Annotated in this window: 24 protein-coding genes; 17 read left to right on the top strand and 7 right to left on the bottom strand. The window is 46.9% G+C overall.

What is annotated here, in order from left to right:
* Window positions 1–166 precede the first annotated feature (166 nt).
* The 3 genes from H6F90_RS25190 to H6F90_RS25180 all read left to right on the top strand — a co-directional run bounded on the left by H6F90_RS25190 (window position 167) and on the right by H6F90_RS25180 (window position 3,242).
* On the top strand, window positions 167–1,105 hold the full coding sequence (locus tag H6F90_RS25190; RefSeq protein WP_242024625.1) for an RluA family pseudouridine synthase: 939 nt from the start codon (window positions 167–169) through the stop codon (window positions 1,103–1,105).
* A 254-nt stretch (window positions 1,106–1,359) separates the two neighbouring features.
* Complete coding sequence (gene hisC / locus H6F90_RS25185; RefSeq protein WP_190554812.1) at window positions 1,360–2,415, top strand: histidinol-phosphate transaminase; 1,056 nt, start codon at window positions 1,360–1,362, stop codon at window positions 2,413–2,415.
* Window positions 2,400–3,242 carry a phytanoyl-CoA dioxygenase family protein gene (locus H6F90_RS25180; RefSeq protein WP_190554811.1) on the top strand — a complete coding sequence of 281 codons (843 nt, stop codon included), beginning with the start codon at window positions 2,400–2,402 and terminating at the stop codon, window positions 3,240–3,242. Before hisC ends, H6F90_RS25180 begins: the two co-directional genes overlap by 16 nt.
* 143 nt (window positions 3,243–3,385) lie before the next feature.
* Here H6F90_RS25180 and H6F90_RS25175 read toward each other — a convergent pair whose 3' ends face one another.
* Window positions 3,386–4,546, bottom strand: a complete 1,161-nt coding sequence (locus tag H6F90_RS25175) for a hypothetical protein (protein ID WP_190554810.1) — start codon at window positions 4,544–4,546, stop codon at window positions 3,386–3,388.
* Window positions 4,547–4,736: 190 nt separating this feature from the next.
* Here H6F90_RS25175 and H6F90_RS25170 point away from each other — a divergent pair, with 190 nt between their 5' ends.
* Window positions 4,737–6,266, top strand: a complete 1,530-nt coding sequence (locus tag H6F90_RS25170) for an NAD(P)/FAD-dependent oxidoreductase (protein WP_190554809.1) — start codon at window positions 4,737–4,739, stop codon at window positions 6,264–6,266.
* A 96-nt stretch (window positions 6,267–6,362) separates the two neighbouring features.
* On the opposite strand, the gene H6F90_RS25165 is transcribed toward H6F90_RS25170, so the two are convergent.
* Window positions 6,363–7,400: a hypothetical protein gene (locus H6F90_RS25165; RefSeq protein ID WP_190554808.1), complete on the bottom strand. Its 1,038-nt coding sequence runs from the start codon at window positions 7,398–7,400 to the stop codon at window positions 6,363–6,365.
* 242 nt (window positions 7,401–7,642) lie between these two features.
* Here H6F90_RS25165 and H6F90_RS25160 point away from each other — a divergent pair, with 242 nt between their 5' ends.
* Complete coding sequence (locus H6F90_RS25160; RefSeq protein WP_190554807.1) at window positions 7,643–8,110, top strand: DUF3426 domain-containing protein; 468 nt, start codon at window positions 7,643–7,645, stop codon at window positions 8,108–8,110.
* Window positions 8,111–8,157: 47 nt separating this feature from the next.
* Here H6F90_RS25160 and H6F90_RS25155 read toward each other — a convergent pair whose 3' ends face one another.
* Together H6F90_RS25155 and H6F90_RS25150 are read right to left on the bottom strand one after the other, a co-directional pair.
* On the bottom strand, window positions 8,158–8,958 hold the full coding sequence (locus H6F90_RS25155; RefSeq protein ID WP_190554806.1) for a hypothetical protein: 801 nt from the start codon (window positions 8,956–8,958) through the stop codon (window positions 8,158–8,160).
* Window positions 8,955–9,719: a hypothetical protein gene (locus tag H6F90_RS25150; RefSeq protein WP_190554805.1), complete on the bottom strand. Its 765-nt coding sequence runs from the start codon at window positions 9,717–9,719 to the stop codon at window positions 8,955–8,957. Before H6F90_RS25150 ends, H6F90_RS25155 begins: the two co-directional genes overlap by 4 nt.
* A gap of 20 nt (window positions 9,720–9,739) precedes the next feature.
* Between H6F90_RS25150 and H6F90_RS25145 the strand changes: the two genes are divergently transcribed.
* Entirely contained in the window at window positions 9,740–10,777 is a 1,038-nt protein-coding gene (locus tag H6F90_RS25145; protein WP_190554804.1) for an ankyrin repeat domain-containing protein, read from the top strand.
* A gap of 147 nt (window positions 10,778–10,924) precedes the next feature.
* On the top strand, window positions 10,925–12,550 hold the full coding sequence (locus H6F90_RS25140) for an FAD-dependent oxidoreductase (RefSeq protein ID WP_190554803.1): 1,626 nt from the start codon (window positions 10,925–10,927) through the stop codon (window positions 12,548–12,550).
* A gap of 3 nt (window positions 12,551–12,553) precedes the next feature.
* On the opposite strand, the gene H6F90_RS25135 is transcribed toward H6F90_RS25140, so the two are convergent.
* Window positions 12,554–13,918 carry an NB-ARC domain-containing protein gene (locus H6F90_RS25135; RefSeq protein ID WP_190554802.1) on the bottom strand — a complete coding sequence of 455 codons (1,365 nt, stop codon included), beginning with the start codon at window positions 13,916–13,918 and terminating at the stop codon, window positions 12,554–12,556.
* A 628-nt stretch (window positions 13,919–14,546) separates the two neighbouring features.
* Between H6F90_RS25135 and H6F90_RS25130 the strand changes: the two genes are divergently transcribed.
* From H6F90_RS25130 to H6F90_RS25100, 7 genes are all read left to right on the top strand, one after another.
* Entirely contained in the window at window positions 14,547–15,380 is an 834-nt protein-coding gene (locus H6F90_RS25130) for a peptidoglycan-binding protein (RefSeq protein WP_199296163.1), read from the top strand.
* A gap of 195 nt (window positions 15,381–15,575) precedes the next feature.
* Window positions 15,576–16,400, top strand: coding sequence for an N-acetylmuramoyl-L-alanine amidase (locus H6F90_RS25125; protein ID WP_190554801.1), 825 nt, complete (start codon window positions 15,576–15,578; stop codon window positions 16,398–16,400).
* Between the two features lie 56 nt (window positions 16,401–16,456).
* Window positions 16,457–17,152 (top strand): hypothetical protein, encoded by a 696-nt coding sequence (locus H6F90_RS25120; RefSeq protein WP_199296162.1) that lies wholly within the window; start codon window positions 16,457–16,459, stop codon window positions 17,150–17,152.
* A gap of 67 nt (window positions 17,153–17,219) precedes the next feature.
* Window positions 17,220–18,050: a 3D domain-containing protein gene (locus H6F90_RS25115; RefSeq protein ID WP_190554800.1), complete on the top strand. Its 831-nt coding sequence runs from the start codon at window positions 17,220–17,222 to the stop codon at window positions 18,048–18,050.
* A gap of 263 nt (window positions 18,051–18,313) precedes the next feature.
* Window positions 18,314–19,207 carry a hypothetical protein gene (locus H6F90_RS25110; protein WP_190554799.1) on the top strand — a complete coding sequence of 298 codons (894 nt, stop codon included), beginning with the start codon at window positions 18,314–18,316 and terminating at the stop codon, window positions 19,205–19,207.
* Window positions 19,208–19,444: 237 nt separating this feature from the next.
* The gene (locus H6F90_RS25105; RefSeq protein ID WP_190554798.1) at window positions 19,445–20,545 is read left to right on the top strand and encodes a DUF3616 domain-containing protein; all 1,101 of its coding nucleotides are present in this window, start codon (window positions 19,445–19,447) and stop codon (window positions 20,543–20,545) included.
* A 153-nt stretch (window positions 20,546–20,698) separates the two neighbouring features.
* Window positions 20,699–21,634, top strand: a complete 936-nt coding sequence (locus H6F90_RS25100; protein WP_190554797.1) for a DMT family transporter — start codon at window positions 20,699–20,701, stop codon at window positions 21,632–21,634.
* A gap of 11 nt (window positions 21,635–21,645) precedes the next feature.
* Here the strand turns inward: H6F90_RS25100 and H6F90_RS25095 are convergent, their stop codons facing one another.
* The gene (locus tag H6F90_RS25095) at window positions 21,646–22,308 is read right to left on the bottom strand and encodes a class I SAM-dependent methyltransferase (RefSeq protein WP_190554796.1); all 663 of its coding nucleotides are present in this window, start codon (window positions 22,306–22,308) and stop codon (window positions 21,646–21,648) included.
* An 87-nt stretch (window positions 22,309–22,395) separates the two neighbouring features.
* Between H6F90_RS25095 and H6F90_RS25090 the strand changes: the two genes are divergently transcribed.
* The 3 genes from H6F90_RS25090 to H6F90_RS25080 all read left to right on the top strand — a co-directional run bounded on the left by H6F90_RS25090 (window position 22,396) and on the right by H6F90_RS25080 (window position 23,870).
* Window positions 22,396–22,806 (top strand): hypothetical protein, encoded by a 411-nt coding sequence (locus tag H6F90_RS25090; protein WP_190554795.1) that lies wholly within the window; start codon window positions 22,396–22,398, stop codon window positions 22,804–22,806.
* 59 nt (window positions 22,807–22,865) lie between these two features.
* Window positions 22,866–23,063, top strand: coding sequence for a hypothetical protein (locus H6F90_RS25085; protein WP_190554794.1), 198 nt, complete (start codon window positions 22,866–22,868; stop codon window positions 23,061–23,063).
* 129 nt (window positions 23,064–23,192) lie between these two features.
* Window positions 23,193–23,870 carry a hypothetical protein gene (locus H6F90_RS25080; protein WP_190554793.1) on the top strand — a complete coding sequence of 226 codons (678 nt, stop codon included), beginning with the start codon at window positions 23,193–23,195 and terminating at the stop codon, window positions 23,868–23,870.
* Window positions 23,871–23,885: 15 nt separating this feature from the next.
* Here the strand turns inward: H6F90_RS25080 and H6F90_RS25075 are convergent, their stop codons facing one another.
* On the bottom strand, window positions 23,886–25,289 hold the full coding sequence (locus H6F90_RS25075; protein WP_190441692.1) for an N-acetylmuramoyl-L-alanine amidase: 1,404 nt from the start codon (window positions 25,287–25,289) through the stop codon (window positions 23,886–23,888).
* Window positions 25,290–25,499 lie beyond the last annotated feature (210 nt).

The following is a 25,499-nucleotide window of genomic DNA, read 5'->3' as shown; positions in this document are numbered from 1 at the left end:
ACCTGTCTATCTTGTCAGCAGTCTACTGTCTGTGGGAGAACGGTTCGCTGCAAATCGGTTGATTTCATTTGCGATCGCTTCAATGCCTACTAATGACTACTACCTAACAATGCCTAATGATTGATGCCTGTTACAGTCAGACGTACAGTCTAAGGTGGACTGGTTTATGGAAGCCTCAGGCCAAACGGTTATGAATCGGGGTTGGGTTTATCGAGAACAAGTGACTCGCGCCAAAGCTGGCTTGAGCGTTTTGCAGTATTACACCCAACACTATCGCCACTCTAGTCAAGCAGAATGGCAGGAACGGATTACCGCTGGGCAAGTTTTGCTAGACGGCAAACAGGTTGAAGCTAATACCCAGTTACGACCCGGACAATCTTTGACCTATCACCGCCCCCCTTGGGAAGAACCTGAGGTGCCGCTGAATTTTGAGGTGCTGCACGAAGATTCAGATTTGCTGATTGTCGCAAAGCCTTCTGGTCTGCCCGTGTTACCGGGCGGCGGCTTTTTGGAACATACCTTGCTGTGGCAACTACAACAACGCTATCCCCAAACAGAACCCGTTCCCATTCATCGCTTGGGCCGAGGCACCTCAGGTTTAATGCTGATTGCGCGATCGCCTTTAGCTAGAGCTAGTTTGAGCCAGCAAATGCGCGATCGCCAAATTCATAAAGTTTATCGAGCTTTGATTGGCCCTGCTCCAAATCTGGAGCCTCACTTCACCATTACCCAACCCATCGGCAAAATTCCGCATCCGGTTTTAGGGTACATCTATGGGGCCACGCCAGATGGATTATTCGCTCATAGTGACTGTCGAGTGATTAAACGCAACGCCGCTAGCACGCTGCTGGAAGTAACTATTCAGACTGGACGACCTCACCAAATCCGGATTCACCTTGCGTCTGTCGGCTATCCGCTGGTAGGCGATCCGCTTTACGATGTGGGAGGTGTCCCACAATGCCCACCCGCAACAGAGACCGAGAAATTACCCGTACCTGGAGATTGTGGCTATCATCTTCATGCTTATCAACTAGCCTTTACCCATCCTCAAACCCAGCAGCTTGTCAGCTTTGTTTGTCCTGCTCCAGGCGAGCTGAGCGATTGATAGGATGACTTTAGAACGAACTGTGTAGTGAGCCAGTTGGAAATCTGTCATAAGGCAGATACCGTTTCTACCGATTTAGCACGATGATATAAATGTGTGAGGAGCAAAGTCAGAACTGAAGAACCCCTGGAGTCGAAACACGGAAAGACGCCCAGGGGTTTTTCATTGGCGGATTCATTGGCAGACAGTTGGGCAACTGGAACATCTAAACTTGAGGGTGTTCTATTTGCGACCAGTCTAAATGCTGTACAGCCATGTCTAGTTATTTCCGCCCGAATGTTGAGGCCATGACAGGCCATACCCCTAGCCACTACCTTAAACCTGGCAGCCCCAGCATTAAACTCAATAGCAACGAAAATCCTTATCCCCCTTCACCCACCATTCGTGCCGTTCTGCAAAACCTAGATTTGGAGTACTTGCGGCGTTATCCGGATGCTAATGCCAATGAGTTGCGGCAAGCGATCGCAGCAGTACTCCAGATTCCCCTTGAATGGATCATTGTGGGTAACGGCTGTGACGAACTGCTGCATGTAGTCGTGCGAGCTTGTGCTGAAGGCAGACGCCAAGTGGTTTACCCTACCCCCACATACATGCTGTATCCCTTGTTAACGGAGATCCAACCCGCCGCTCGCATTGAAGTTGCTGATCCAGCAGATGGGCATTTGCCAATTGAGTCCTTGGTCGCAGCTAATGGAGCCGTAACCTTCATTACTGCACCCAATAGCCCCTTTGGGTATGGAGTGGCGATCGCTGAGTTGCGGGAGTTAGCCGCTAGACTAACCGGAGTATTGGTGATTGACGAAGCCTACGTAGACTTTGCTGAAGAGGCAGCATTGCCCCTGGTACAAGAGTTTGAGAACGTGATTATCCTCCGTACCCTTTCTAAGGGATACTCTTTAGCAGGGCTGCGGCTTGGCTTTGGCATTGCTCAGCCTCAACTGTTGCAGGGATTATTGAAGGTGAAAGATAGCTACAACATTGACGCGATCGCTGCACTAGTGGGTGCGGCAGCGATGCGAGACCAAGCCCATAAAGAGTCTTGTGTCGCTAAAGTCAAAGCATCTCGAACCAAGCTTGCTCAGGATTTGCGGCACTTGGGTTTCCGGGTGTGGAATTCTCAAACTAATTTCTTATTAGTAGAGCCGCCTGAGAAAAACGCTGAGCAGATTTTTCTGGCGCTAAAGGAACAAGACATTTGGATACGTTATTTCCATCAATCTGGCCTAAAGGATAAGCTGCGGATCACAATCGGCACCAATGAGCAAAATCAGACTTTGTGGGAAGGTTTAAGGCAATGGCAGAATATTTAACGATGGGACAGCCCACCGCAGCGCAGCTAGAGCAGTGGATTGACTATTTTCATACCAATGGCTTTCTAGTCATTCCCAATGTCCTATCGCCAGAGCAATGTAGGTTACTGAGGAATGATTTGGATACGGCTCTGAAACAAGCTGAGGGAGACAACTATCACTGCTCTAGAACGATTATGATGCGGATGTTTGAGCAATCCAAAGCTAACCTCGATCTATTTGCTCTGGAACCAATCGCAACTTTTGCCGAACATCTCATCGGTGGGGCAAATGGGCTAGGTTATGCAATCAGTGATGGTATTCCCAATGCCAATACTGTCCATGTCATTCACAACAACTCGTTCAAAATCCCTGCTGGAACAGATGGTTTAGGAAACAATGTGTGGCATCAAGATGATACGCCACATATGCTCTCTCTAGATGGCAAACCCTTGACTAACCTCCGTTTGAATGTTTTGGCATTCACCGTCAATTATTACCTGACAGATGTGCTTTCTCCAGAAAACGGACCTACTCAAGTCATTCCCGGTTCTCATCTATTTGATAGGTTTTGTAATGGTGATATTACGGGCTACGAAGGTTCTATCCAGCATTGCTTAGGAGCGATGGGATCGGCGGTGTGCTTCAATAATCAGGTTTGGCACCGTGGCTCGCGGAACTCTTCGGCGGTGAATCGCTACATTACACAAGTGACTTATGCCAAGCGCTTAATCGGACACAAGTATGGGTCATTCATGAATTACCAGATGCCTAGTCATTGTTATAAAGAAGCAGATCCACGCCTAAAGCGACTCTTAGGATTTTTGCCCACAGGTGCCTATGGTTGATTTGTTTATGACGATAGCTGTAACGATCATCTGCGGTTTTATCATGTGTCTCCCAAGGAGCCTAATGTTGAGGCTTCCCTGGGAGACTGACAAATTCTAGAAGCAGATTGTAGTTCCTTCTAAAGCTCGTGAGTTCCTGCTAATTAATAGCGGAAGACAGCGGCTAAAGGTGCTTCTTCAGGGACTTGATCTGGTTCAACGGCGTAGACTGTCCCACCATTTAGGAGAGTCTGAATTGCCGCCGAATCTAGCAAATCTTCATCTCCAGGTTGGGCATCGGTGTGAACTTGGATCTGGTTGGCATCAGGATCAAAGGTGCCCCACTGTTGCACACCCACCGCGACAAACAGTTGTTCCACCCGCCCGTAGTAAACCGCAGAAACTGCCTCTTTCAGATCGTGAGAATTCTTGCCAGTGCCGTTCAGCTCCCGGTAGCGCTCCACTGCTTGCTGTTGGGCTTGCTGAAAGAGAGGTTCTACAATCTGCCAAGCAGCGGCATGGAGTTCTTCGGAGTGAGAGATTTTTTGGTTGCCATTAATCCCTTCTTCCAGCAAGTGAGGGTAGGTATTGGCTTCGCGATAGAGCGGCAGGAAATATTCCACCCCTGCTAAAATCAAGGGCGCTTTTTGATTCCGCAACGTGTCATGCAAGCTTTCATCTAAGCGATGGAAAAATTGCAGAATATCATTTTGCTTTGCCCCATCGTTGCCCTGACCGTGGAAAGTCCCCGGTTGCTGGAATGAATTGTTGGTGCCACCCCGAGAAGTTGCAATTCGCTGCTCAACTCCCTGATCTGGCCCATCATAATGCAGCGCCTCATTCAAGGTTTTGGGCATATTTTCTACCTCAAGTTCTTGAAGACTGAAGCGGCTGCCCTCAAAGAATTTCACTTCATCTTCTTGGCTCAGGGTCAACAGATAGAATTTTCCATCGCCCGTCAAGAAGGGCAGTAGGGGTTTGATGTGGAAGCGATCGGTGACGACTACCAACTCATTAAAGCTAGTCGGTAGACGATAGTACCGAAACACACCATTGGCGATAAAAATAGCTAATCCGTCGCTTTGGTGCTGCCAGAAGTCCTCATGATCAAGGTCATGAGCCGGTTTGAGCAGATCTACAGCTTCGGTAGAGCGCATACCCTGGTTAGCTAGTTGTTCCTCTGCTTGCCGAATCAAGTTTTTAAAGCGAATGGGGTTTTGCTGAGTTTCAGAGCCGAGGCGAACCATCGGCATGTATAGCGAAACACACACACCTTGGGTTTGTTCTACTAAGGTTTTTAATTCTTCAGTCGATAATATGTTCATAGCAAGTTGGGTCCTATATGCGTTCTCTTGCTAGTAATTGTTCACAGAAGCCTTGATGGGTGGTCGCAAAATTTCCCGATTCCCCAATCATCAAATCTCTGTCAGAGTGCTGCGGTGACTAACCTTAGCCTAGCGATCGCGCTTAGCTCGTCTCTCTACTGGTTGATGTCTGTTCTCTCAAGAAAATTACATGCAAGGTTCTGAAGCTCAAGATTTTGATGTGATTGTGATTGGCAGCGGGATTGGTGGCCTGACTGCTGCGGCTCTTTTGGCACGCTATGGCAAGCGAGTGCTGGTTTGCGAAAGCCATAATCTGCCAGGGGGAGCAGCTCAGAGCTTTACCTATCAAGGCTTTCACTTTGATGCAGGCCCATCATTTTATGCAGGCTTGAGCGACCCCAACAGTTTGAACCCGCTACGCCAAGTTTTGGATGTCTTGGAAGAGAGGGTAGAGGCGATCGCTTATGATCCGCTGGGTCACTACCACCTCCCTGAAGGCACATTTCCGGCGTATTGCAATCCTGAACGCTATCGAGCCGCCGTGGCCCACATTACTCCTCAAGGCGCTCAAGAACTTGCCCAATTTGAACGCAGATTGTTAGCTCTCTACGAAGCCTTGCGGGGCATTCCAGCGATCGCCCTGCGAGCTGATTGGCAAATTGGACCCATCCTAGCTACCCGTTACCTTCCCGCTTTGATCAAGTTATTGCCGCAGCTAGGCATGATTCAAAGTTCAGTCGGCAAAATTATGGATCAAACGGTGCGAGATCCTTGGGTGCGGCGGTTAATTGATTTGGAGTGTTTTTTGCTGTCAGGACTGAAAGCAGCAGGCACGATCGCCCCAGAGGTGGCATTTATGCTGGGAGAGCGATCGCGATCGGTGATTGATTACCCTGTGGGTGGCAGCGGGGCGATCGTCCAAGCGCTAATTCGAGGCTTAGAGCGTTGGGGCGGCAAACTGCGGCTCAAAACTCACGTGGAGCAAATTTTGGTTGAGAACGGCAAAGCCGTAGGAGTGCAACTGCGTAACGGTGAAAGCGTCAAAGCTCCGGTTGTGGTTTCTAACGCCACGCTTTGGGATACCTACACCAAGCTACTCAAGCTAGAGGATTTGCCTACGGCCTATCGTGAGGAAGCGATCGCCACACCAGCAGTAGAAAGCTTCATGCACTTACACCTCGGTATCCGAGCCGATGGTCTAGAAGCTCTCACCGGACATCATGTGGTGGTGCATAGCTCTGAGCAAGATATCACCGTTCCGGGCAACACCTGCATGATCTCCATTCCATCCGTGTGGGATGCTAACTTGGCTCCGGCGGGTCATCATGTGGTTCATGCCTACACATTAGAACCTTTTGCAGGCTGGCAACGAGATGGAGAGTACGAAACTCGCAAAAGAGAGAAAGCTCAAACTCTCTTTCGTGCCCTAGAACGGGTCATTCCAGATCTGCGCGATCACATTGTGGTTGAACTAATTGGTACTCCTCTCACCCATGCCCATTACTTGCGCCGCTACCAAGGCACTTATGGCCCTGCGATCGCCGCTGGACAAGGCATGTTTCCTGGACCCCAAACTCCGATCGCAGGCTTGTATCGAGTAGGAGACAGCACGAGTCCAGGAATTGGTGTCCCCGCAGTTGCCGCTTCCGGGATTTTATGTGCCAATACTCTCGTCTTCCCCCACCAAGTCAAGACATTGCTGGATCAACTACGGCTCTAGGAGTTATGAGGGCGAACCACCGTTCGCCCCTACAGGTATCTCTAATTCTCTGGCAAAAAGAGATGAGAGAGATGCGATCGCTCATCTCAAGCAGAATTAGCCAAGCAAACTAGAACTATCAACGGCTCCTAAAGGGAGGGTCAAGTTAGAGGACGGATGCAGCGGATTGAGGAGGCTGCCATGTTCCTCGCTCAAGTTGTGGGAGCTTTTACTGCCTACAGGAAGCGCTTTGGCCGTCAATCGCACATCGTCAAAATCAACCTCAATCCCTGGTCCCTGCAACAAGTTGATCAGGCGAATTTCTAAGGATTGACCGATCACCGTATCAGTGGCAGAAGAGGTGTAAGTAATCTTGGAAGTTTTGAATTCTCCTTCTGGAATATGCAGAGAATTGTCATCCACTGCCAAAACTTGCCCACCTGCTAGCAACTCAACGCGGTAGCCTGAGAAGCCTGGGAAGGAAATTCCTGGAACTGGATCATCACCAGTGGGATTACCAACCGCAACCGAAAGAGTATAACGAGTGTTGGGAGCAAGCAGCGTATCGAGAGTTTGGCTTAACCCTGCCTCTCCACTCCCCACAGGATCAACTAAGAAGCTATAGCCAACATTATCTCCCTCTGGAACGCCACCAGGGTAATTGTTGAGGGAGGGGTTAAAGACACCCGTTGCCGAAGAGTCGTCAGTTGTTACATCAGGAATAATGTCATTGGGGTCGTAAACGTCCCAACCAGGCGGTGGCTCAACGGTAAAGGTAAAGTCTTCCTGAGCTGGGTCTTCAAAGCCAGCGTTCTCGATGGGAATGTTGATCTTCGAGTTAGCACTGTCTATGTCTTTGAGCAAATCAGCAAGTTTGTTAAGGTCAACTAGGCCACCTAGACTAGACTGAAGTGCTGTCAGAATGGTTTCAGCAGATTCAAGCTGCTCCTCAAATGATGCACCTGTTGTATCTTTTTGACCTGCTGCTAGAGAGCGTACGAACTGAGAAATGCTGCTGGCACGGTCCAGGATAGATGGAAAGGTAATGCTACCAAAGGCGTTGTCAGAGTCAATGAGGTTAAATAGCTCACTGGCTTGAGCAACAATTCCTTGAACGTCAGTCAAATCAACAATTGATGAATCTGTCTCTGGCATAGCTGGAAGTGTCTCCCTATGGGTCTTAAACTAGCGAACCTGTCGAAGGGGGCAACTTACTGCTACTAAAATACCCAGAAATGCTACTTTTCTTTCATTTACTCGAATATGCTCTTGAATCCTATACCGCCTTCCGTTTAGCAGCGCAGAATCTTTCCATCCGCAAGCTCAGTTGCGACCCAGGTTAGATTAAAGTTGCCACTGTAGTAGTGGGCTGCGATCGCGACTATTGAAATCCTGCCATGCTGACTTTTTTACGTTTGTTACTTGTTTTAGCTTTGCTGTTAGTAGAAATCGGCTGCTTTGGCCAACCAGCGATCGCTCAAGAGTATGAGGGCTGCTGGATGCTGAATTCCGCAGGAGCAGTGGTTGACTTAAATGGCTCAGTTTGCCCGCGATCGCCTGCCGCATCTGGACTGACACCACTGATGTTCTCCAATTTGCGGGTTGAGCCTACAGGCAATGGCTTGATTGCCGTGTCAGGTAGCGTGACGAATCGCAATAATCAGCCTATCCCTCTGGTTTTAGTGGAATACAAACTGGTAGATCAGCAAAGCCAGGAGGTTCTCTACAAAGGAATTTTGCCGCTGGAAATTCCTGGGGCATTACAAGCTGGAGCATCAGTCAACTTCAGCCGTGTTTTGAAGGCGAATCGATTACCTCAGAAGCCTCTAAATGAAATCACAGTCCAAGTTGCCCGTTATCTTTGAGTGGCTTTGGAGGTCTGAGCACAATTCGGGCGATCGGTTACTTCTGCTCAAATTTGCAGAAAGGCGGAGATCTCCTTCTGAGTTTCGTTAAAAGCTTGATTCACTTCTACCGGAGATTCACCGATAGGCTCTATCATAGTTTTTTTGCCCCAAATTGCAGCAGCAAGCCGAACTTCCCGCCCAGATTTTAGCGTTAGAGCAAGATAATCTCGACCTACATTCACAGATGCGATCGCCGAGATTGGAAACTCAGTCACTGCAATTGGGGGTTTACCAGAGCGCTGTCTGCGCGTCACCGTAGACCAATCTTTCGTCTTATTAAATCTCACAGTATAAATTTCTTCTTTTGCCAGCGACGTATCTACCGCCCGCAATATTACAGCAATAACCATGCACCCAAGCACAAAGAGAAATGGCCGATCTATGACGGGCAAAACTCCTGACTGAATCTGAAATGAGATCTTGCTGGGATTTTGAATAAATTGATTCGCTCTTTTCTTTTGAAAGCGGAGATAGTCATCTGGAAAAGAGATGTCTCCCACATCGGTCGTTAAGATCACGGTAGAGCCATTACAACTAGATTTTTGCGTGCGGCTAAACCCACAGATGCTTTCGGAGCGAGCCGCTTTTAATTGAATGTCTCGTTCTAGTGCTAAACCTGTAAATGAGCGGTACGTTAATCTACAGCTTGGAGTTTGGGTGCCACCTGGACAAACAATTTCTGGCTTAAAACTAAACCCGACGATCGCTCCTACGCAGAGTAACAGCCAGCTACCTGCGGCCAACCAGCGACCTGTTTGCCGATGGCAGAGCACAAGTTCTTGATAAGTTTGTTTCAAAATTCTCACTGAAGGAACTCCGTGATTACCTGGCGGCCTTTTTCGAGCGATCGCTTTGTCTGAAAGGGTATCCAAAGAAATTCCGCAACTCGCACCTGTTTGCCTGACTTTAGTTTTAGAAGTAGGCAATTGGTGATAAACCAACGTAGATCAACTGTTTGAATGTCTGCGATGGGAAGCTCTGTGATGACTACCTTTGTGCCGTAAAACTGTGTGCAGGAAATCGTCACCCAACCGCTCGATTTATTAAACTGGCACCTGTAAATTTTTTCCTGCCTTAAACAATCGGACAGCAGAATAAACATGACAAAGGGCAGAATAAAAAATACAAGATTATAAGGAGGATGGTTCAACGACCAACCATAAATCTCAAGCTGTAACGAAGACGAATTAGACTGGCTGATAAATTGATTCACAACATCAGCTAGGAGATCGGCTTCCATTCCCAAAACATAAACTTTACCCCGCTGAGTTTCTAATACATTTACTTCACCAAAGCAGTCTGTCCAGCCAATCTGAGGAGGTACACAGATAGGCGATTTATAAACGGATTCGACTTGGATACCGCTTTCTGAAGTAAGCCCGTTCAATGAGCGATAGGTAAGAGTACAGTTTGATAGTGTTGCAGTTCGTTGACAGGAGATCTCTGAAATAATGCTGGTTTTAAGCGCTGCTGCTACACCAACTGCCAAACAAGCGATCGCGATCATCCATCTCCCTGGTTGTCGATGATAAATGATCAGCTCTTGAGGCGACTGGCTAATTTTCATGCAGCCTGAGAACGATGTTTATGCCAGATAGAATTCCCAGAAAAAAGATAAATCGATGTCTTAGTAAGAATAGTGTAGCGATCGCTCTGGCTACTCTACTCGCAGCTTGTGGCTATCGAGTTTCATTTACTCCACCTAGTCAACCGAAAGCTACTTCACAATTGAAGCAACAGCCTACTCTGACCCCAATAGAAGCGTTAGAGGCTGCTTTCTTTAACAAAGATTTTGCCCAAGCCAAACGGTTATTAAAGTCTGTACCGGCTCAAGACATTGAGCGCTCTGAATTAATGCTGAGAGCTGTTCAGACCAATCAGCCAGAGCTGATTCAACTCATGATTAAGCGGGGCGCAGACCCTAATGCTAATGACGGTGTTTCACCTCTGCGCCAAGCTGTACGTACAGGAAATGATCCGCTGGTGCAATTGTTGTTAAAGCACGGTGCAGACCCAAATCAGCAAGATGGTAATACAGATTCTATTTTGCAAGAAGCCTTATTCAGCAACTCATACATTAGCTTTCTAGATTGGACTAGCCACATAGATCGGTTTCCTCAAGTCAGCGATCAGGGTATGGAAACAATCCGATTCATCCTCAAAGGAGGGGCCAATCCGAATGATCGCGATCGCGCCAATGGGACAACAGTGCTGATGGTCGCCGCAGGACACGGCAATGAAAAACTGGTGGAACTGTTACTGCAACAAGGTGCGAATGCAAAAGCAGCTAATGCCTATGGAGAGAATGCACTGCACTATGCCGCTTGGCGGGGTAATCCTGCGATCGTGCAACGACTGCTGTCTGAAAAAGTCAATGTCAATCCTATCCATCATTTGGGGCGGACTCCGCTGATGTTTGCAGTGCGGCGAGGCTCATTACCAATCGTGAAACTTCTACTAGCGCAGGGGGCAAGAGTTGATGCAGCGAGTCGCGAAACTTTTGTGGAACCTGATCGGTTGAGATATGGCTATTACTCCGTTCTGGATCACGCGATCGCCACAAACCAGCCAGAAATTGCTGCTTTATTAAAGCAAAAAGGCGCTAAGCCATACGAGCAGAAATAACTTTATGGGGTTCTTAGCAGGAGAATTATGGCTCCTTCAGGATGACAGTCGCTTCAGTTTTTGGCTAACGTGTAGCAGATCTAACAAACTTCAGTTAGGGACTATTTCCCTCACTCGCTATTAAGAAAACTGCTGTTAAGGAAGCTTATGAGTCACTCCCCTCTCTTCGACAATTTGGCGCGGGCTATCCAGGTTGCTTTATTTTGCGATCGGCAGCAGATTTCGACTAGCCAAGGTTTAGAGTGGCTCGCCGCGATTGAGGAAGCTGCCGATCGCCAACGGTTGCGTCGTCGGGAGTTGTTAGCGTTAGGTGGTTTGGGAATCGCAGGCGCGATCGTGGGTCACATGGGTCAGGTCAGTGCCGCACCCAAACCAAAATCAAGTGCCACTGTGGGAATTGTAGGGGCAGGATTTGCGGGCTTAACTTGTGCCTACGAACTCCAACGTAATGGCATTCTTGCCACCCTCCATGAAGCCAGCGATCGCGTCGGGGGCCGTTGCTATTCTTTGAGTAACAACTTCTTTCCCGGTCAGGTGGCGGAGCGGGGAGGTGAGTTTATTGATAACTTGCACAAAACCCTGATCGGTTATGCGCGCGAATTCGGTTTAACGCTGGAAGATGTCACCAAACAACCAGGAGAAGTTTTCTACTACTTCAACGGCCAGCGTTACCCAGAATCAGTCGTAGTGGATGAGTTTCGAGCTTTGGTGTCGGCTATGCAAGCAGACTTACGGACGCTCTCCGGTGAGCCTAGCGCTGATAGCCACACCGAGGTAGATGTGAGACTCGATCGCACCAGCTTACAAGCCTATCTGGACAGCCGCCAAGCGGGTAATGTGGTGAAGTCAGCGATCAAAGCCGCCTATGAAGCGGAATATGGCCTATCGATCGCTCAACAAAGCTGCTTAAACTTCCTCCTGTTTATCCATGCCGATCGCCGTTCTAAATTCACGCCTTTTGGTGTCTTTAGTGATGAACGCTATCACGTAGTCGAGGGTAACGACAAAATCACGCAGGGGTTACGCGATCGCCTACAAAGTCCAGTCAAACTGGGCATGAAACTGCTGCGGGTGCGGAAAACGGGCACCAATCAGATTGAACTCACCTTCCAGAGTGGCTCCCGCACCACAACCGCTACTTATAATGCGGTAGTTTTGGCCATTCCCTTCACGACACTACGTCAAGTCGAGTTAGATCCAAGCCTGGGTCTGCCTACCTGGAAGGTTCAAGCCATCCAACAGCTCGGTTATGGTAACAATGCCAAGATGATGCTCGGCTTTAACGGGCGGCCTTGGCTCCCTGGCAGCAATGGCAGCTCTTACTCCGACCTGCCCAACCACCAATCCACCTGGGAAACCAACCCTGCTAAAGCCACTAGTACTCAGGCAATTCTCACCGACTACTCCAGTGGCGATCGCGCTCTGCGTCTCAAAGTTAGTAATGTGCAAACCGAGGCCGATCGCTTCCTTACGGATCTCAATCGAGTTTATCCGGGGTCAAAAGCAGTCGCTACTAAAATCAATGGTCAATACCGCGTTCACCTAGAGCCTTGGCCCTCTAACCCATTGACCAAAGGCAGCTACACCTGCTACACGCCCGGACAATTTACCAGCATTGCGGGCAACGAAGGCAAACCCGTCGGTAATCTCCATTTCGCCGGAGAACATGCCAACTCTTTCTACGAATGGCAGGGTTTCATGGAAGGAGCCGCTCTCTCTGGCATTCAAGCCGCCAACGAAATTCTCCAAGACCTTAAGGTGGGAAGGCTCTGACAATTATGCTGATTTGATTAGTGACGTTAGCTCTTCATAAGAGTGATTGACTAAGCGCTCCGTCATATATTCCATCACGATCGATGGTTGCGTGAACCGGGCTGAGTGTTGTTCAATCAGCGATCGCCGCTGCAAGGACTCTAATGCCTCTAGCACCTGCCGATGGGAAACAACTGGAGTGATATCAACTCGCAAGTCTGCTAATGTCATCCCGTTACGATTAGTAGCAAGTGAGTACATGACTTGCTGCTCTAGGGGAGAGAGTCGCTTAAACTGCTGATCCACTAAGTTCCAGATGTCTCCGAAGACAATCGTGCCGTGGAGAAATTCAGTCACATTGCTATCAAACAGCCCTTGAATTGTCGTTGCGGCAATTTTTAATGCCAGGGGATTGCCTGAATAGCGCTCAACTAGCACTTGAGAGTCTCCTGCTAACTCTAGCAATCCCTTATTTGCAAGGAGGAGTTGGGCTTCTTGGAGCTGCAATCCGCTTAGTTGCAGCGATCGCACAGGCAATCCTTGGCCTTCGCGAGCCGTCAATCCCTTAGGTTTCTCTCGACTCGTTAGGATGACACAGCTTTGATGGTGCTCATCTGCGATCCGTCTCAGGAGATGTCCGTAGTCTTCGTAACCTTGCCGATAATGTTCAGTTTGCTCACTCATTGGCAAAATAGACTCTAAATTATCGAGGACTATCAAACAGCGATACTGGTAGAGAAACTCTGTGAATTGGGTAATCTGCTGAACGGGTGTCGCTGATAGATCAGCCTCTGGTTCCTGGGACAGAATCGGCAGGATATCGGTTAACAGGTCTTTAAGTAATGGAATCTGACGAAGCGATCGCCAAATCACAAACTCGAACTCAGCTTGAATCTGCTCTGCCAGCTTGACAGCTAAGGTGGTTTTACCAATGCCACCCATTCCTACTAGGGCAATTAGCCGACAGCGTTGGGAAGCAGTCTCGGTCTGAGGGGAGTTATGCAAAATCCAGTGTTTGAGTGTCGCAAGCTCACTGTTGCGCCCATAAAACGTTGAAACATCAGTGGCTTCATCCCAGGAAGCGATCGTTCCTTGCCAAGGCGATCGGTTACTTGATGTAATAGGCCCTTGAGCCTGCTGAACCTTACGCTTCTCTAAAACTGAATGCACATTCTTCTTGGTCACTTTCACATCAAGTGCATGGCTCAGCTTTGCCCAAAGTTGGCAACCAACGTACTTGATGTACTCTGCGTTGTAACCAGTACTAGCAGCAATTTCTAAGTATGATTTTCCTGCCCAAGATTGCTTAAATACTAGCTCTTGAGTGGTATTTAGGTATTCACTGCCAAGAACTTCATTGAGAAGGTTTAGAACTTCTTCAACAGACATTTATGCAACCAATGCTCCTCACATTTCCTAGCTTAGGATACGGGGTAATCTTTGAGACATTCATCTGCCCAGAGAACTAGCGATCCGTCCCCAAAGAGTATTATTTGTAACATTCGTTGACATAAAGAACGAAAAATAATCTTTATGAAGCTCAGAACTCTTAAAAGTTTTCAATTTAATTTCTTAATAGAATTTAATCCGTTTAGATCACTTTTAGATCACTTTTGATCACTACACTAGTCCACTCTTTGAAATACAACTAAAGACATAGGTGCAGCTCCAAAATCTACTGCTACGGAAAAAACAAATCACCCTTCTGGGACAGGCTACAGTAGCTCTTCAGTCCGCTTTAGTCTAGGGTTCTAGTTTCTCAAAGTTTTTTTCAGTCTTTCCAACATGTTTCTAATTAGATAAATAAGTGAGTTTATTGCATTCTCCTGTGCTTTGCCCTGGCCATGGTTTTAATATCTACTCCAGAACACTGTAAGGGAACCGTACTGCGTCTGAACAGCAAACTAGTATCAATTCCAATCCAACTGATTCTGGCATCTAAGATACTGCTTGTTTTGACCTGGTTCGTCTGAAAAGTTTCGAATTTTGACCTATTTGCAACCTAAAGGAATAGTCTATGGAGACCGTTAAAGATCTGATTGGTGCTTGTAATACTGGGCTAGCGAGAGGCTTAAGCCTACAGATTATTGCTGTGATGAACTCTCTAGTCCCTAACGTTTTAGTTAACTTTGATGATCTCAATGTAGATGTAGAGGGCGATCAACTTAATCCTTTCTTGCAGCCTGCTGCTAAAGAATCGCTAAGATTTGCCATCAAGAAACGTGGCAAGAAGCTACATGTGAACTCGGCTTACCGTACAGTTGTCCAACAGTACCTTCTGCATCAGCAATTTCAAAGAGGTTTATGTGGTATTACTGCAGCGGCTTTCCCAGGTACGAGCAACCATGAAGGCGGACTTGCCTTAGATGTTCAAGATCCTGATGGTTGGGAACCTTTCTTTGAACAACATAATTGGTTTAGACTGGGACGACATTTTGATTTTCCTCATTTCGACTTTATCTTTCACGCTGCTACTCGCGAGGATTTGGGCAGCATCGGCGTAAAAGCTTTCCAACGGCTTTGGAACCAGAATAATCCCAATGATCGCTTAACAGAGGATGGCGACTTTGGCCCACAGACCGAAGCACGGCTAGCAGACTCTCCTGTAACAGGTTTCGGACCCAGCGCCAGAAGATTACTACGGTTGGAAGATCCTCGGATGCACGGCGATGATGTTGCCGAACTGCAAAAGGCATTGCTGAAAGCGAAAATCATCAAAGTTGACATTCAAGTTACTGGAACCTTTGACATGGCTACCGAAAAGGCCTTAAAGCAGTTCCAGGAGGCAACAAAGCGCCTAGGGGTGGATGGAATAGTTGGACCAATGACTCTCAAAGCGCTTGGGCTATAGTCACAGACAGTTGATCGAAGGATGGTGCATCTGCAATTTTTATCAAAACTTAGATGTTATTGAGTGATAAAGCTTGTAATGGTTCTTCTCTAGTTACAGCTTCAAGCACTACTGAAATAAATCTGGTGAACTCATCACTCCAAAAGCGCTTTACCAAAAGTAATCAGCAACTCACACACATTAGAGGAAAAGACAATGCCTTTTACCGCCAAAGTTATTTCAACAGCAGAATGGGGTGCAGATAAGCCTAAAGATTCTCCATTTTCGATTACAACTCCACGATTCATCGTCATTCACCATACTGTGACTCCGAATCCCCCTAACGCTCGCTCCCATGGCACCCTACAAGGCGCAAAGCAATTTGCGCTCGATACTCAAAGAGACATGATGTCACCAGAGAGAGGCTTCTCGGATTCGGGACACAACTTTTTAAATACAACTGGAGGTCTCATTCTTGAAGGGAGACACGGTTCCCTAGATGCTGTGAAACGAGGGCTTTGTGTTCAGTCCGCTCATACAGCTCAAGATCCCGGTAAATTAGCTGGTGGCAATAGTTCTCCTGGGATCGAAAATGAAGGCAACTTTATGGAATTCCACATGGGGCAGAAGCAGTGGGATAGCCTGGTAGAATTGTGTGCTTCTCTTTGTAAATCTTGCAAGATTAGCCCCAAAAATATTAGAGGTCATAGGGAGTTCAGTCAGACAATTTGTCCAGGCGATTGGTTATTCAGCCAGCTACCTCGTTTGCGCAAAGAAGTTGCTAGCAGGTTAGAATTACAAACTGATCCAAAAGAACTTGAAAATGACACTTCTGATGAAGTCCTTAAACTTGGCTCAACTGGCCTAGATGTCACAAAACTTCAGCAGCATTTAAGAGAAAAAGGATTTAAACCTGGAGCTGCAGATGGCTTTTTTGGTGAAAATACTCAAGCAGCAGTGATTGCTTTTCAAAAATCTGCAAAGCTTGTAGCTGATGGGTCAGTCGGTCCTAAAACCCGAACAGCTTTGGGGCTTAGTTAGAACTGAGCAACACCAGCTTCAAATTAATGTAACTAAACCCAACAAGAGTCTACTTTATGAAGCCTCCATTGCTCTCGTGCAGTATGGCACTGCTTATGAGCTGTAGTTCACCAACGCTTCCCTCATCTTCAGAGATATCACCTTCTAATTCAGTGCAACATGTAGCTGGCGACCAATCTCCAGCTACTAAACTACTGATTGCAAAGCAGACCTCGCCAGTTCCAAGCCAAAGGATTTCACTAGATGGAATTGGACCTGCGAAATTAGGAATGCCATTGGGGCAACTGAAGCAGATATTGCAAACAAAAGCTCAATTTACGATAAAAGCGCCCTTCATTGTAGATTTCAATGCCATCGTCGTTAGCCAGGCTGGAAAAGTTCAATACTATATCCTCTACCCAGTTGGGACAACACTAACTGACTCGGATTCGATAGAAGCTTTGTTGACTGACAATTCTAACTATCGTACTGCCAAAGGAATTGGAGCCGGAATAAAACTGAGACAAGCAGAAACAGTTTATGGAGACGCAACTCTCTCCTACAACACTTCAAATGAATCCAGAGAGTACGTAAAATTTGCTAACCAACCAGTGCAAAATGTTCGTTTTCAGGTTAGAGCACCAGAGCGAAATTTTGCAGGAATTTATTCGTCTCCTTCAAAAGAGTTTAATACAACAAAAGAGTTTCACGAATCTGCTGTAATTCGCTCGGTTGAGATCGTTTGCTCACCTCAGATTTGCAAAAAACCTTAAGCCCATATCGTCTCTTAACAATTTATTTGCGTCTCCCCTATTCTTAATAGGCGCGAGGAGGATTGAAATGCTTGTAAAAATTATCAGTCCAGAAAAAGGTTCAAGGTTTCAGACAGGAGAGATGATTGAATTTAAGGGAACTGCAGAAAAAAGTATTGTTAGTATTAAGCTGCTAGCAGAAGATAAATGGCCTCTTGGTGAAGCGAGGGTAACAGACGGCAAATGGGCCGTTTCTTGTAAATTTAATACAAGCGGCGAGCGTAAAGTTACTGCTCAAGGCATTGATGCCAGTGGTAATCAAATTGTTAGGTCTGACCTCAAGATTGTTCTACAGGATCTCCGCACGTTCCATCTAGCAGCTTTCGACTTACCAGAACCATCAGATAGCATTCGTAGTAAAACCCTGATTTTATGGGCAACTTTCTATAAAGTACACAGAGCACAAGATATACCTGATGGCTATCCCCTGCTCGATATGGCAGGTAATAACCTAGGCCCAAAGCTCTCTAAGCATGACTGGTGCCATGCAGCTCTTCAAGGAACCGTGCAGGTCTTAGACGCGAACGGAAAACCAAGAACATTTAATTTCGCTGGGAGGAGTTCAGAAGCACAAGTTGATTGTTCCTCGCTATTTCGTAGTTTGAATTTAAATGAAATTCAGGGAACTAACCGAGTTTGTTTCGCAGTTTCTAAAGGAACCTTTGGAGAAGGAACAAACGGATTTCTTTTAGTTCCCTTTCGAAGTATTGCAGTTGACAGAACAAAGATTCCCATAGGCTCTGTGATTTATATTTCAGATGCACGAGGGCAACAAATAACTTTACCGACTGGCGAAGTAGTAAAACATGATGGATATTTCTTTGCAGCCGATGTGGGGGGAGCTATTAAGGATAATTAGATTGATGTGTTTATCGGTATTTCCGAGCAGAAGCCGTTTTCGTTTATCAAGAGTAAAGAAAGTAGCACATTTACCGCATTTTTAATCGATAATGCAAAAACCATGGAAATATTAAAAGCCCTTCACAAACTCGAAATAAGTTAATCAAAAAATTATTTCAGGAATGAGCCTTATTTAAAGTATATTCCTGATCCAATTTCTGAACAGTATATATCCAAAAGATTTTTGAGGTTTTTGGCAAATATAGCCATGAAGATATCACTATGAAAAAGCTAATGATTTTATTACCTTCAAGGTTTTTTAGGATGATTTTTGTCAGCTTTGTCGCAAGCTTGTTAGCTAGTGAAGGACATTTTGTAAAAGCTCAGGCTGCTTCAAACAGCTCTTCAAAGCCCTCATCGGAAGTAAATGTTGAATCATATCTTCTCAAAAATAAGCCTAAGACTTTTAATACTCTTAAGAAGAGCTTCGAAAGAGCGGTTGATGATACTCAAGAAGTAGAGTTAAGTGAAACAACAAATAATCTATGGGCATTATCAAAGAATAATAAAAAGCAAAAAATAAAATTTAGAGTACTTGACGGCAAAACAGAGTTTTTAATGTCTACTTGGATGACGATAGAGAGTGGTAGAGAGTTGGAGTGGAAAAATAAAGTAAAACAAAAACACTTATATGATAACTATGTTTGGGTGACGCCAGCTCCTCAAGTTAAAGAGTTTTGCCACACTTGCAAAGGTTCGGGTTTAGTTGCTCCTGGCAACATACTACTAAATTTAAGACTACAACAATATTTAGGCTTAAAGTTAGAAAGCGTCAAGACACACTTTATTGAAATATGGGTAAAGGAAGAAGATCTAATGCGCCCATGTATAGATGAAGAAATTAACGATTCTAGCTGTGCCATCATACCTTCGTCTATTCCTGGGGATCGTGCTGATCTAGTAGCTATTAAACAAGATGCTGAAGGCTATCCTTGGACAGGTTTAGGATATACCTACGATTGGGGTAATCCTCCTAACAAGCCTCCTATTGGAGCGAGTGAGTTCGTTATTAAAAGCACTTCTTCAAAGAAAGTAGAAGTTGAAATTGAATCAGTAATGAAAACAAAAGAGTATTGCAACAATAAATACTTGACCACAAGTAGTTCTCAGCTTTGATGGACACCCTATTTTTGACTGAGGCTTCATCTGAACCTTGGACTAGGCACAATCAGCTCTTGTACCCTTCTGTTAGCACTCACCCAAATTCTGATTGTTGTAACTTGTTGTATCCAATCCAAAGCTGCTCCAAAGCATATCAATCTCTACCTTGATCTACGCTGCAGCCTCAAAAGTAAAAAATTGCTTCAGTCTGCTGCTAGATTTCAACAAAAATTATGCTTCCTAGGGTTATTTATGAAAACTCTATTGAAAACGTTGATTCTAAGCATTGTTCTGGTATTTATTGTGGGAATCAGTCGCGCCTTTGCAAATCCCATTCCTACTTCAGCACCAGTGGTTTTGCAAGGTATGTGTGATGCTTCGGCAATTCTAAAAATCAACTCACAGTTTTTAGTCCTCAACGACGAAGACCAGGAAACAACTTTCTTTCGCCTCTTCGATTTCAGCAAAGGTGGCAAACCCATCTCCGCTCCTGTCCTACCACGAGAGAAGTTGCAAATCGACTCTAAAAACCCAGAAATAGATTTTGAAGGGTTGGCTCAGGTGGGTGACGTTTACTTTGCCCTAGCCTCCCATAGTCGGAACAAAAACTTCAAACCCCGGGATAGCCGCAAGAATCTGGTTGCCTTCCGCTGGAAGTCAGAGGTCGAAAATCCAATTGAGGTGCTCGCTTCCTTACAGAACTTAGTTCCTGCGCTTCAAGCCAAACTTAAAAGCACTGAGGGTGTTGGTATTTCTGAGATTGATCGGGCAAAAGATCCGAAGCAAGATGATGGTGACGGCGGACTTAGCATTGAAGGAATTTCTGCCATGCCGAATGGCAATCTTTTGATTGGATTACGCAGCCCAACCAATCCAAGTATGAACTCAGAAGCTCCCAGGCAGGCGATCGCGGTCGAGTTAGTAAACCCTCTCCTATCGGTTACAAGCAACAATGTCACCTTAGGTAACGTACACCTATGGCAGTTCAACGGTGCTGGCATCCGAGATCTGGACTACGATGGAACGCATCGCCAGATTATAATTCTCAGCGGTCCGCCTGGCGCAGGTGATACCTTCAAAATTTGGACGTGGGATGGTAACGCAATTTCTCAGCCCACAGAAATTCAAGATCTCACTAGCTACAAATCTATTTCTCAAATTTTGGCAGAAGGAGTTGTCCCCGAAGGAATCACGATCGACAATGACCATCTATGGGTTGTGTTTGATGAGGGGAAACGAAAGATTGCTGGAGCGGAGTGCAAAAGCTTAACAACGGCAGACCAGCAGAAAACCTTTCGTGCTGTATCAACTCCCTACAACTTCAAGGCGATCGCCTCGGATGGTAGAGAATGAATGGCAATCGCGTCTACTTCCCATTACTTCCGTGAAAGCGCGATCGCGATCTGTGTCTTAAAGCTAGCAATGTTAGTAATCAGGCACAAAAGATAGGAGCCTAATTCCCCATTACAGTGGTGTATAGTGAACGGCTTAATCTATCCCGGTTAAATGCTAATTTGGCTCACCCAATTTAAGGGAGAAATAGCCGCGTTAAATGCGGCATTTTTATGGGCGATCGCGTCTGTCATCTACACTCGCATTGGGCAGCGGGTGCCTCCCTTGGTTTTGAACTCGTTGAAAGGCGTGATCGCGATCGCCTTTCTCGCCATTACCCTCTGGCTCCAAGGCAGCGGCCTACCTGACATTAACGGCACAGCTTTGGGACTGTTGATCCTGAGTGGAGTGGTGGGGATTGGCTTTGGTGACACCTATTATTTTGCCGCACTAAATTTATTGGGGCCAAGGCGAACTCTGCTACTGGAGGCTTTAGCACCCCCGCTCTCCGCTTTTCTCGCCTTGCTGTTTTTGCAAGAAACTCTAAAGCTGAGCAATTGGTTGGGGATTTTTCTTACCATTGTCGGCGTGACTTGGGTAGTGAGTGAGCGATCGCCGACTGGAACAACCAACTCAGTGACAAATAAATCAGCTCATTCTTTACTAGGAGTTGGTTACGGTTTACTAGCAGCCTTGGGCCAAGCAGGAGGGGCGGTGCTATCTCGTGCCGCTTTAACTCAGAGCACTATCAGCCCCTTGTGGAGCACCCTAGTCCGCTTAGCCGCCGGGGTGTTGGTGATGCTGATGTGGCTACTAGTGCGACGGCAAGCAGGGTTGGTGATGCAGACCCTAGGGTTAGAGCGCGATCGCCGGAAGGGAATGTCTTGGCTAGGCGCGATCGCCATTACCTCTTTTTTCAGCACCTACTTGGGCATCTGGCTGCAACAAACTTCGCTCAAATTTACGGCAGTTGGGGTAGCCCAAGCCCTCAGTTCCACCAGCCCCCTTTTCATCCTGCCGATCGCGATCGCAATGGGTGAAGTGGTTAGCAGACAGGCCATTCTGGGTGTTTTGGTCGCGTGGGCAGGCGTTTGGTTCTTGTTTAGTTAACGCTGGTTCGGCTACCGCTTCAGAGCTAAGGTTAAGCCATCCGCGATCGGAACCAGGCTGAGCGTGATGCGTTGGTCTTGGTGCAGCTTGGCATTGAAGACGCGAATCGACTCGGTGCGGTTGTCTTGCACTTGCGGGTCTGCCACCCGTCCAGACCAAAGCACATTATCGATCGCGATCAACCCACCCGGACGCACGAGTTGCAGCGATCGCTCGTAATAGTTCCAGTAGTTGCTCTTGTCAGCATCAATAAAGGCAAAATCAAAAGTTTCGGCCTCACCAGCAGCTAAAAGCTGGTCTAGGGTGTCTACGGCTGGGCCAATCCGCAGCTCAATTTTGTTAGCCACGCCAGCGGCTTGCCAATAGCGACGGGCGATCGCGGTATATTCTTCGCTCACGTCGCAAGCTATGACTTTGCCATCAGTGGGTAAAGCCAGCGCCACCGCTAAGGAACTGTAACCTGTAAATACTCCCACTTCCAGCGTTTTCTTAGCCCCCATTAGCTGCACCAACAGCGCCATAAACTGCCCTTGCTCTGGAGCAATCTGCATCTGAGCCATCGGATGTTCAGCGGTCTTTTGTCGCAGTTGCGCTAAAAGCTCCGGTTCACGCAAAGAGTTGGACAACAGATAGTCATACAGTTGATTCGTCAAATCCAGTGTTTTATTAGACATAGGAATGTTTTGCTTAAAAATGCAGCTACAAAATTACTATATTGAGGGTGATTTGCTGTAATTGGAACTCAGAGGAGAGTGGAGTTTATGATCCGAGCGATTTTGGCAGTAGTTCTGGTAGGACTATTAACGGCTTGTGGCAACGGCATTCCGGGGCTGAGTGACCGAGTCGTTCAACAAGCGATCGCTCTACAAGTCGGCCAAACCCAGCAAACCCTCGCCCAACAACTCCGGCTCAAAAAGCCCCCCAAAGTAGAAGTGAAGCAAGTCGCGATCGCTAAGCAAGACTCGCTAAAGATTCAAGGCTTATCTGCTTACCATCTCCAAGGAACTTACGACCTCACCTTAAAGTTTCCTAGCCGCCAAGTCACTCAGGAAAAAAATCCGTTCGAGGTCTACCTGCAACAGCAACCCGACCAGAAAAGTTGGAAGCTAGCTCAGCTTAGCAAATCAGATACAGAAGCTGAATTTACTTGGGTGACAGAACCCCTCCAGTAGACTTCAACTCATCAAATCCAATTTGCCAGGAGTCCCATAAACCTAGGGAAAGATTGACTATGGTTGGGCAAGTTGCGCGATCGCCATTGACCTTTGATCAGTTTGTCAACCAATATCCAGAAGATGGGGGACGCTATGAGCTGCGCGGAGTTGAACTTGATGGCGGATCAGGTGTTTGCAGCGGGACAGTAGGTGTAATTTTAGTGGAATCAACTAAAAATGTTTCAACTCGTTTGAAGAGTTCAGCTACTAAGTAGAAAATGCTAGTAGCCATAAACACAAAAACTTGATTCGTCCTTTTGGGCGAATCAAGTTTTTGTAATGAGTTCTAAATTTGTGAGCATCAGTATTCTTTTGCTAGTTTAAATCTAGCAATCGCTAGAAGTATGGATAACCAAACACAACCCACTAAGGGCCAAATCCAAGTTGACATTTTAATGGCGGTGAGGGAACTAAAAGCCCAAATTCAGCAGCTGCAAGATGAGCCTTTAAATAGTAAAGAGTCCAACTTTGAGGACTATCTAAACCTTTTTATTCAACAAATTGAGGAAAAGGTCAAGCAGCTAGAAGCAGAAGCAACACAACTGAAAGCACAAAAGAAGGCTCTGTATCAGCAGTTGTGGAGCCAGGCTAAGGAGTTGAAATCCTGCTATCAGGAATTGCAGCATACCAATCAAGAACTATGTCAGGCCTTAAACTCCGATCAAGTTTCTTATAATCAAGCGATCGCGAAAAAAATTTTCAATGAGGATGAGCCTATCAGAGAGGCTTTAGCCAGGTTGTTTCAACTAATTTATGGCCGAGATGGTAGCCCTAGAGCTCTGGGAAGGCTGCGGAGATGGACATCTCCGCAGCCTCGTATTTCTGGCACAGATAACACCTACCCTTTATCCAAACAAGCAATCGCATTTAAGGATGACCACGACCGCCTTAAAGCCCGATCTCTGGCGCTAAAAGCACAATTTCAAAGGCTGCGAACTCAATCTCAGGTATTGGCCGCTCAGTCTCGAGTGTTGCAAACTCGATATCTTGAGTTAGAAACAGTTGAGCGCGATCGCAACTAGTAAATTCAACGAGCCTTACAGTAAGCCTGCCGTTTCGTAGAGCCGTCTCAGGGTCGCGGTAATTTTAGTGCCGTACTGTAAGTCAGCAGTCCAGCGGCCACTCAGTTGATCCACCAAAGGGGCAATACCACGAGTGACAAAGCGGAAGCGCGGGTCAACCACATCCTGAACTAAAGGCTCGGTGCTGGCATAGGCTTTGAGGTGCTGCACATGCGCCCGAACTCCAATGCGAGCGCTAGGGAAAGATGCACCTACCTCAGCACCACCAACTGTTCCCAAGCCAGCAAAGTTGTTCTGCGAAGGTTTGATTTCACTACCAAAGCGTAGAAAGCCAGTCTCCACACACATTTGGCAGAAAGCAATATCATAATTTACGCCTTCCACGCTGGCTTCTTCTCGGTACAGCTTCGGTAAGTCGGGAAACTGAGCTAAAGCATTCTCATTGTTAGATTTGAGGAACATCATTAGCTGGACTTCCGATGTGTTGCCGTTGCTAATGATGCGATCGAGTTGACCGGGACAAATTGAAAGGATCGATCGCAAAATCACTGTCCGGCTGACGCTATCCCAACCCACAGAAATATTAACCTCCCGCAGATCCACCGCTCGGATATAGACAATGTTGCGGTAGTTGATTCGGCGGATATTAGGGGCTTTGGTCAAATCCACCCGCAGGCGATCGGCTAAGTCGATTGGAATGTAAGCATTGCCATTGACCACAATGCCCTGTTCACCATAAATAGAGCCATTAATATTGATGTTGGCGGGAGTATAGGTGCCCGTGGGCAAAGGTGTGGGCGTGGGGGTTGGCGTAGGAGTAGGGGTTGGTGTAGGGGTTGGCGTAGGAGTTGTTCCACTTACCGCTCGGCTCCAAGCTGCTAAGCCGTCAGCCAGACCCAAGGCAATATCGCGGCGACGATTTTGAATTAAAAAGCGATCGTCTGGATTGGTTAAGAAACCCACTTCCATTAACAGAGAAGCAGGAATGATTTGGCGACAAAAAGCTAGGCTACCCACTCCGGTAGCAGTGTCGGGTCTAGCTCCTCGGCTCGGCAGTTGGGGCACTCGACGCAGCAGCGCCAGCAACAACAGCTCTGAGTGAGCTTTGCGCTCGTCATTATTGGCAATATAGAAAACACTGGCTCCCCGCACAGAGGGGTCAGAAAAAGCATCAGCGTGAATTTCTAGGGCTACGTCACCCACACGCCCGCGACTGTTAATCCAGGCAATGGTCCCCGCTAGGCTGAGGTCATCGGGTACGGCCAAAACTTCAAACGCTCGCGATCGCAGTTCGGCGACGATCAAATCCCGCAGCAGAATCAATTCTCTGGCTTCTGTGGTGCCGCCCGCGATCGCGCCTGGATCGATTCTGCCGTTCTCGTTTCCACCATGACCTGCCGAAATAAAGATTCGTCCCATCTGCGCTGTTTCCTCTAGAGCTAAAAATTATTGATATTTAGTGTCTGTTTAATAAAACTGCTGTAGCTTGACCTCTAGAACGGCCCTCTACCCATGACTCTGAATAAATGAAATTACCCTTAACGAATTGATTATGCCCAACCCAAAGCCAGAATACAGCTTCCAGGCAAGATCAACGTGATAATACTCGAACTTCAGCCGTTTGTACCA

This window comes from Trichocoleus sp. FACHB-591, from assembly GCF_014695845.1.
GTDB lineage: Bacteria > Cyanobacteriota > Cyanobacteriia > FACHB-46 > FACHB-46 > Trichocoleus.
Note: the sequence above shows the minus strand (reverse complement) of the source record. Positions and strands in the feature narration are given on the sequence as shown.

Coding starts and splice junctions, on each gene's coding strand:
- H6F90_RS25190 (WP_242024625.1), top strand. CDS start 167: ATGGAAGCCTCAGGCCAAACGGTTATGAATCGGGGTTGGGTTTATCGA.
- hisC (WP_190554812.1), top strand. CDS start 1,360: ATGTCTAGTTATTTCCGCCCGAATGTTGAGGCCATGACAGGCCATACC.
- H6F90_RS25180 (WP_190554811.1), top strand. CDS start 2,400: ATGGCAGAATATTTAACGATGGGACAGCCCACCGCAGCGCAGCTAGAG.
- H6F90_RS25175 (WP_190554810.1), bottom strand. CDS start 4,546: ATGAACATATTATCGACTGAAGAATTAAAAACCTTAGTAGAACAAACC.
- H6F90_RS25170 (WP_190554809.1), top strand. CDS start 4,737: ATGCAAGGTTCTGAAGCTCAAGATTTTGATGTGATTGTGATTGGCAGC.
- H6F90_RS25165 (WP_190554808.1), bottom strand. CDS start 7,400: ATGCCAGAGACAGATTCATCAATTGTTGATTTGACTGACGTTCAAGGA.
- H6F90_RS25160 (WP_190554807.1), top strand. CDS start 7,643: ATGCTGACTTTTTTACGTTTGTTACTTGTTTTAGCTTTGCTGTTAGTA.
- H6F90_RS25150 (WP_190554805.1), bottom strand. CDS start 9,719: ATGAAAATTAGCCAGTCGCCTCAAGAGCTGATCATTTATCATCGACAA.
- H6F90_RS25145 (WP_190554804.1), top strand. CDS start 9,740: ATGCCAGATAGAATTCCCAGAAAAAAGATAAATCGATGTCTTAGTAAG.
- H6F90_RS25140 (WP_190554803.1), top strand. CDS start 10,925: ATGAGTCACTCCCCTCTCTTCGACAATTTGGCGCGGGCTATCCAGGTT.
- H6F90_RS25135 (WP_190554802.1), bottom strand. CDS start 13,918: ATGTCTGTTGAAGAAGTTCTAAACCTTCTCAATGAAGTTCTTGGCAGT.
- H6F90_RS25130 (WP_199296163.1), top strand. CDS start 14,547: ATGGAGACCGTTAAAGATCTGATTGGTGCTTGTAATACTGGGCTAGCG.
- H6F90_RS25125 (WP_190554801.1), top strand. CDS start 15,576: ATGCCTTTTACCGCCAAAGTTATTTCAACAGCAGAATGGGGTGCAGAT.
- H6F90_RS25120 (WP_199296162.1), top strand. CDS start 16,457: ATGAAGCCTCCATTGCTCTCGTGCAGTATGGCACTGCTTATGAGCTGT.
- H6F90_RS25115 (WP_190554800.1), top strand. CDS start 17,220: ATGCTTGTAAAAATTATCAGTCCAGAAAAAGGTTCAAGGTTTCAGACA.
- H6F90_RS25110 (WP_190554799.1), top strand. CDS start 18,314: ATGAAAAAGCTAATGATTTTATTACCTTCAAGGTTTTTTAGGATGATT.
- H6F90_RS25105 (WP_190554798.1), top strand. CDS start 19,445: ATGAAAACTCTATTGAAAACGTTGATTCTAAGCATTGTTCTGGTATTT.
- H6F90_RS25100 (WP_190554797.1), top strand. CDS start 20,699: ATGCTAATTTGGCTCACCCAATTTAAGGGAGAAATAGCCGCGTTAAAT.
- H6F90_RS25095 (WP_190554796.1), bottom strand. CDS start 22,308: ATGTCTAATAAAACACTGGATTTGACGAATCAACTGTATGACTATCTG.
- H6F90_RS25090 (WP_190554795.1), top strand. CDS start 22,396: ATGATCCGAGCGATTTTGGCAGTAGTTCTGGTAGGACTATTAACGGCT.
- H6F90_RS25085 (WP_190554794.1), top strand. CDS start 22,866: ATGGTTGGGCAAGTTGCGCGATCGCCATTGACCTTTGATCAGTTTGTC.
- H6F90_RS25080 (WP_190554793.1), top strand. CDS start 23,193: ATGGATAACCAAACACAACCCACTAAGGGCCAAATCCAAGTTGACATT.
- H6F90_RS25075 (WP_190441692.1), bottom strand. CDS start 25,289: ATGGGACGAATCTTTATTTCGGCAGGTCATGGTGGAAACGAGAACGGC.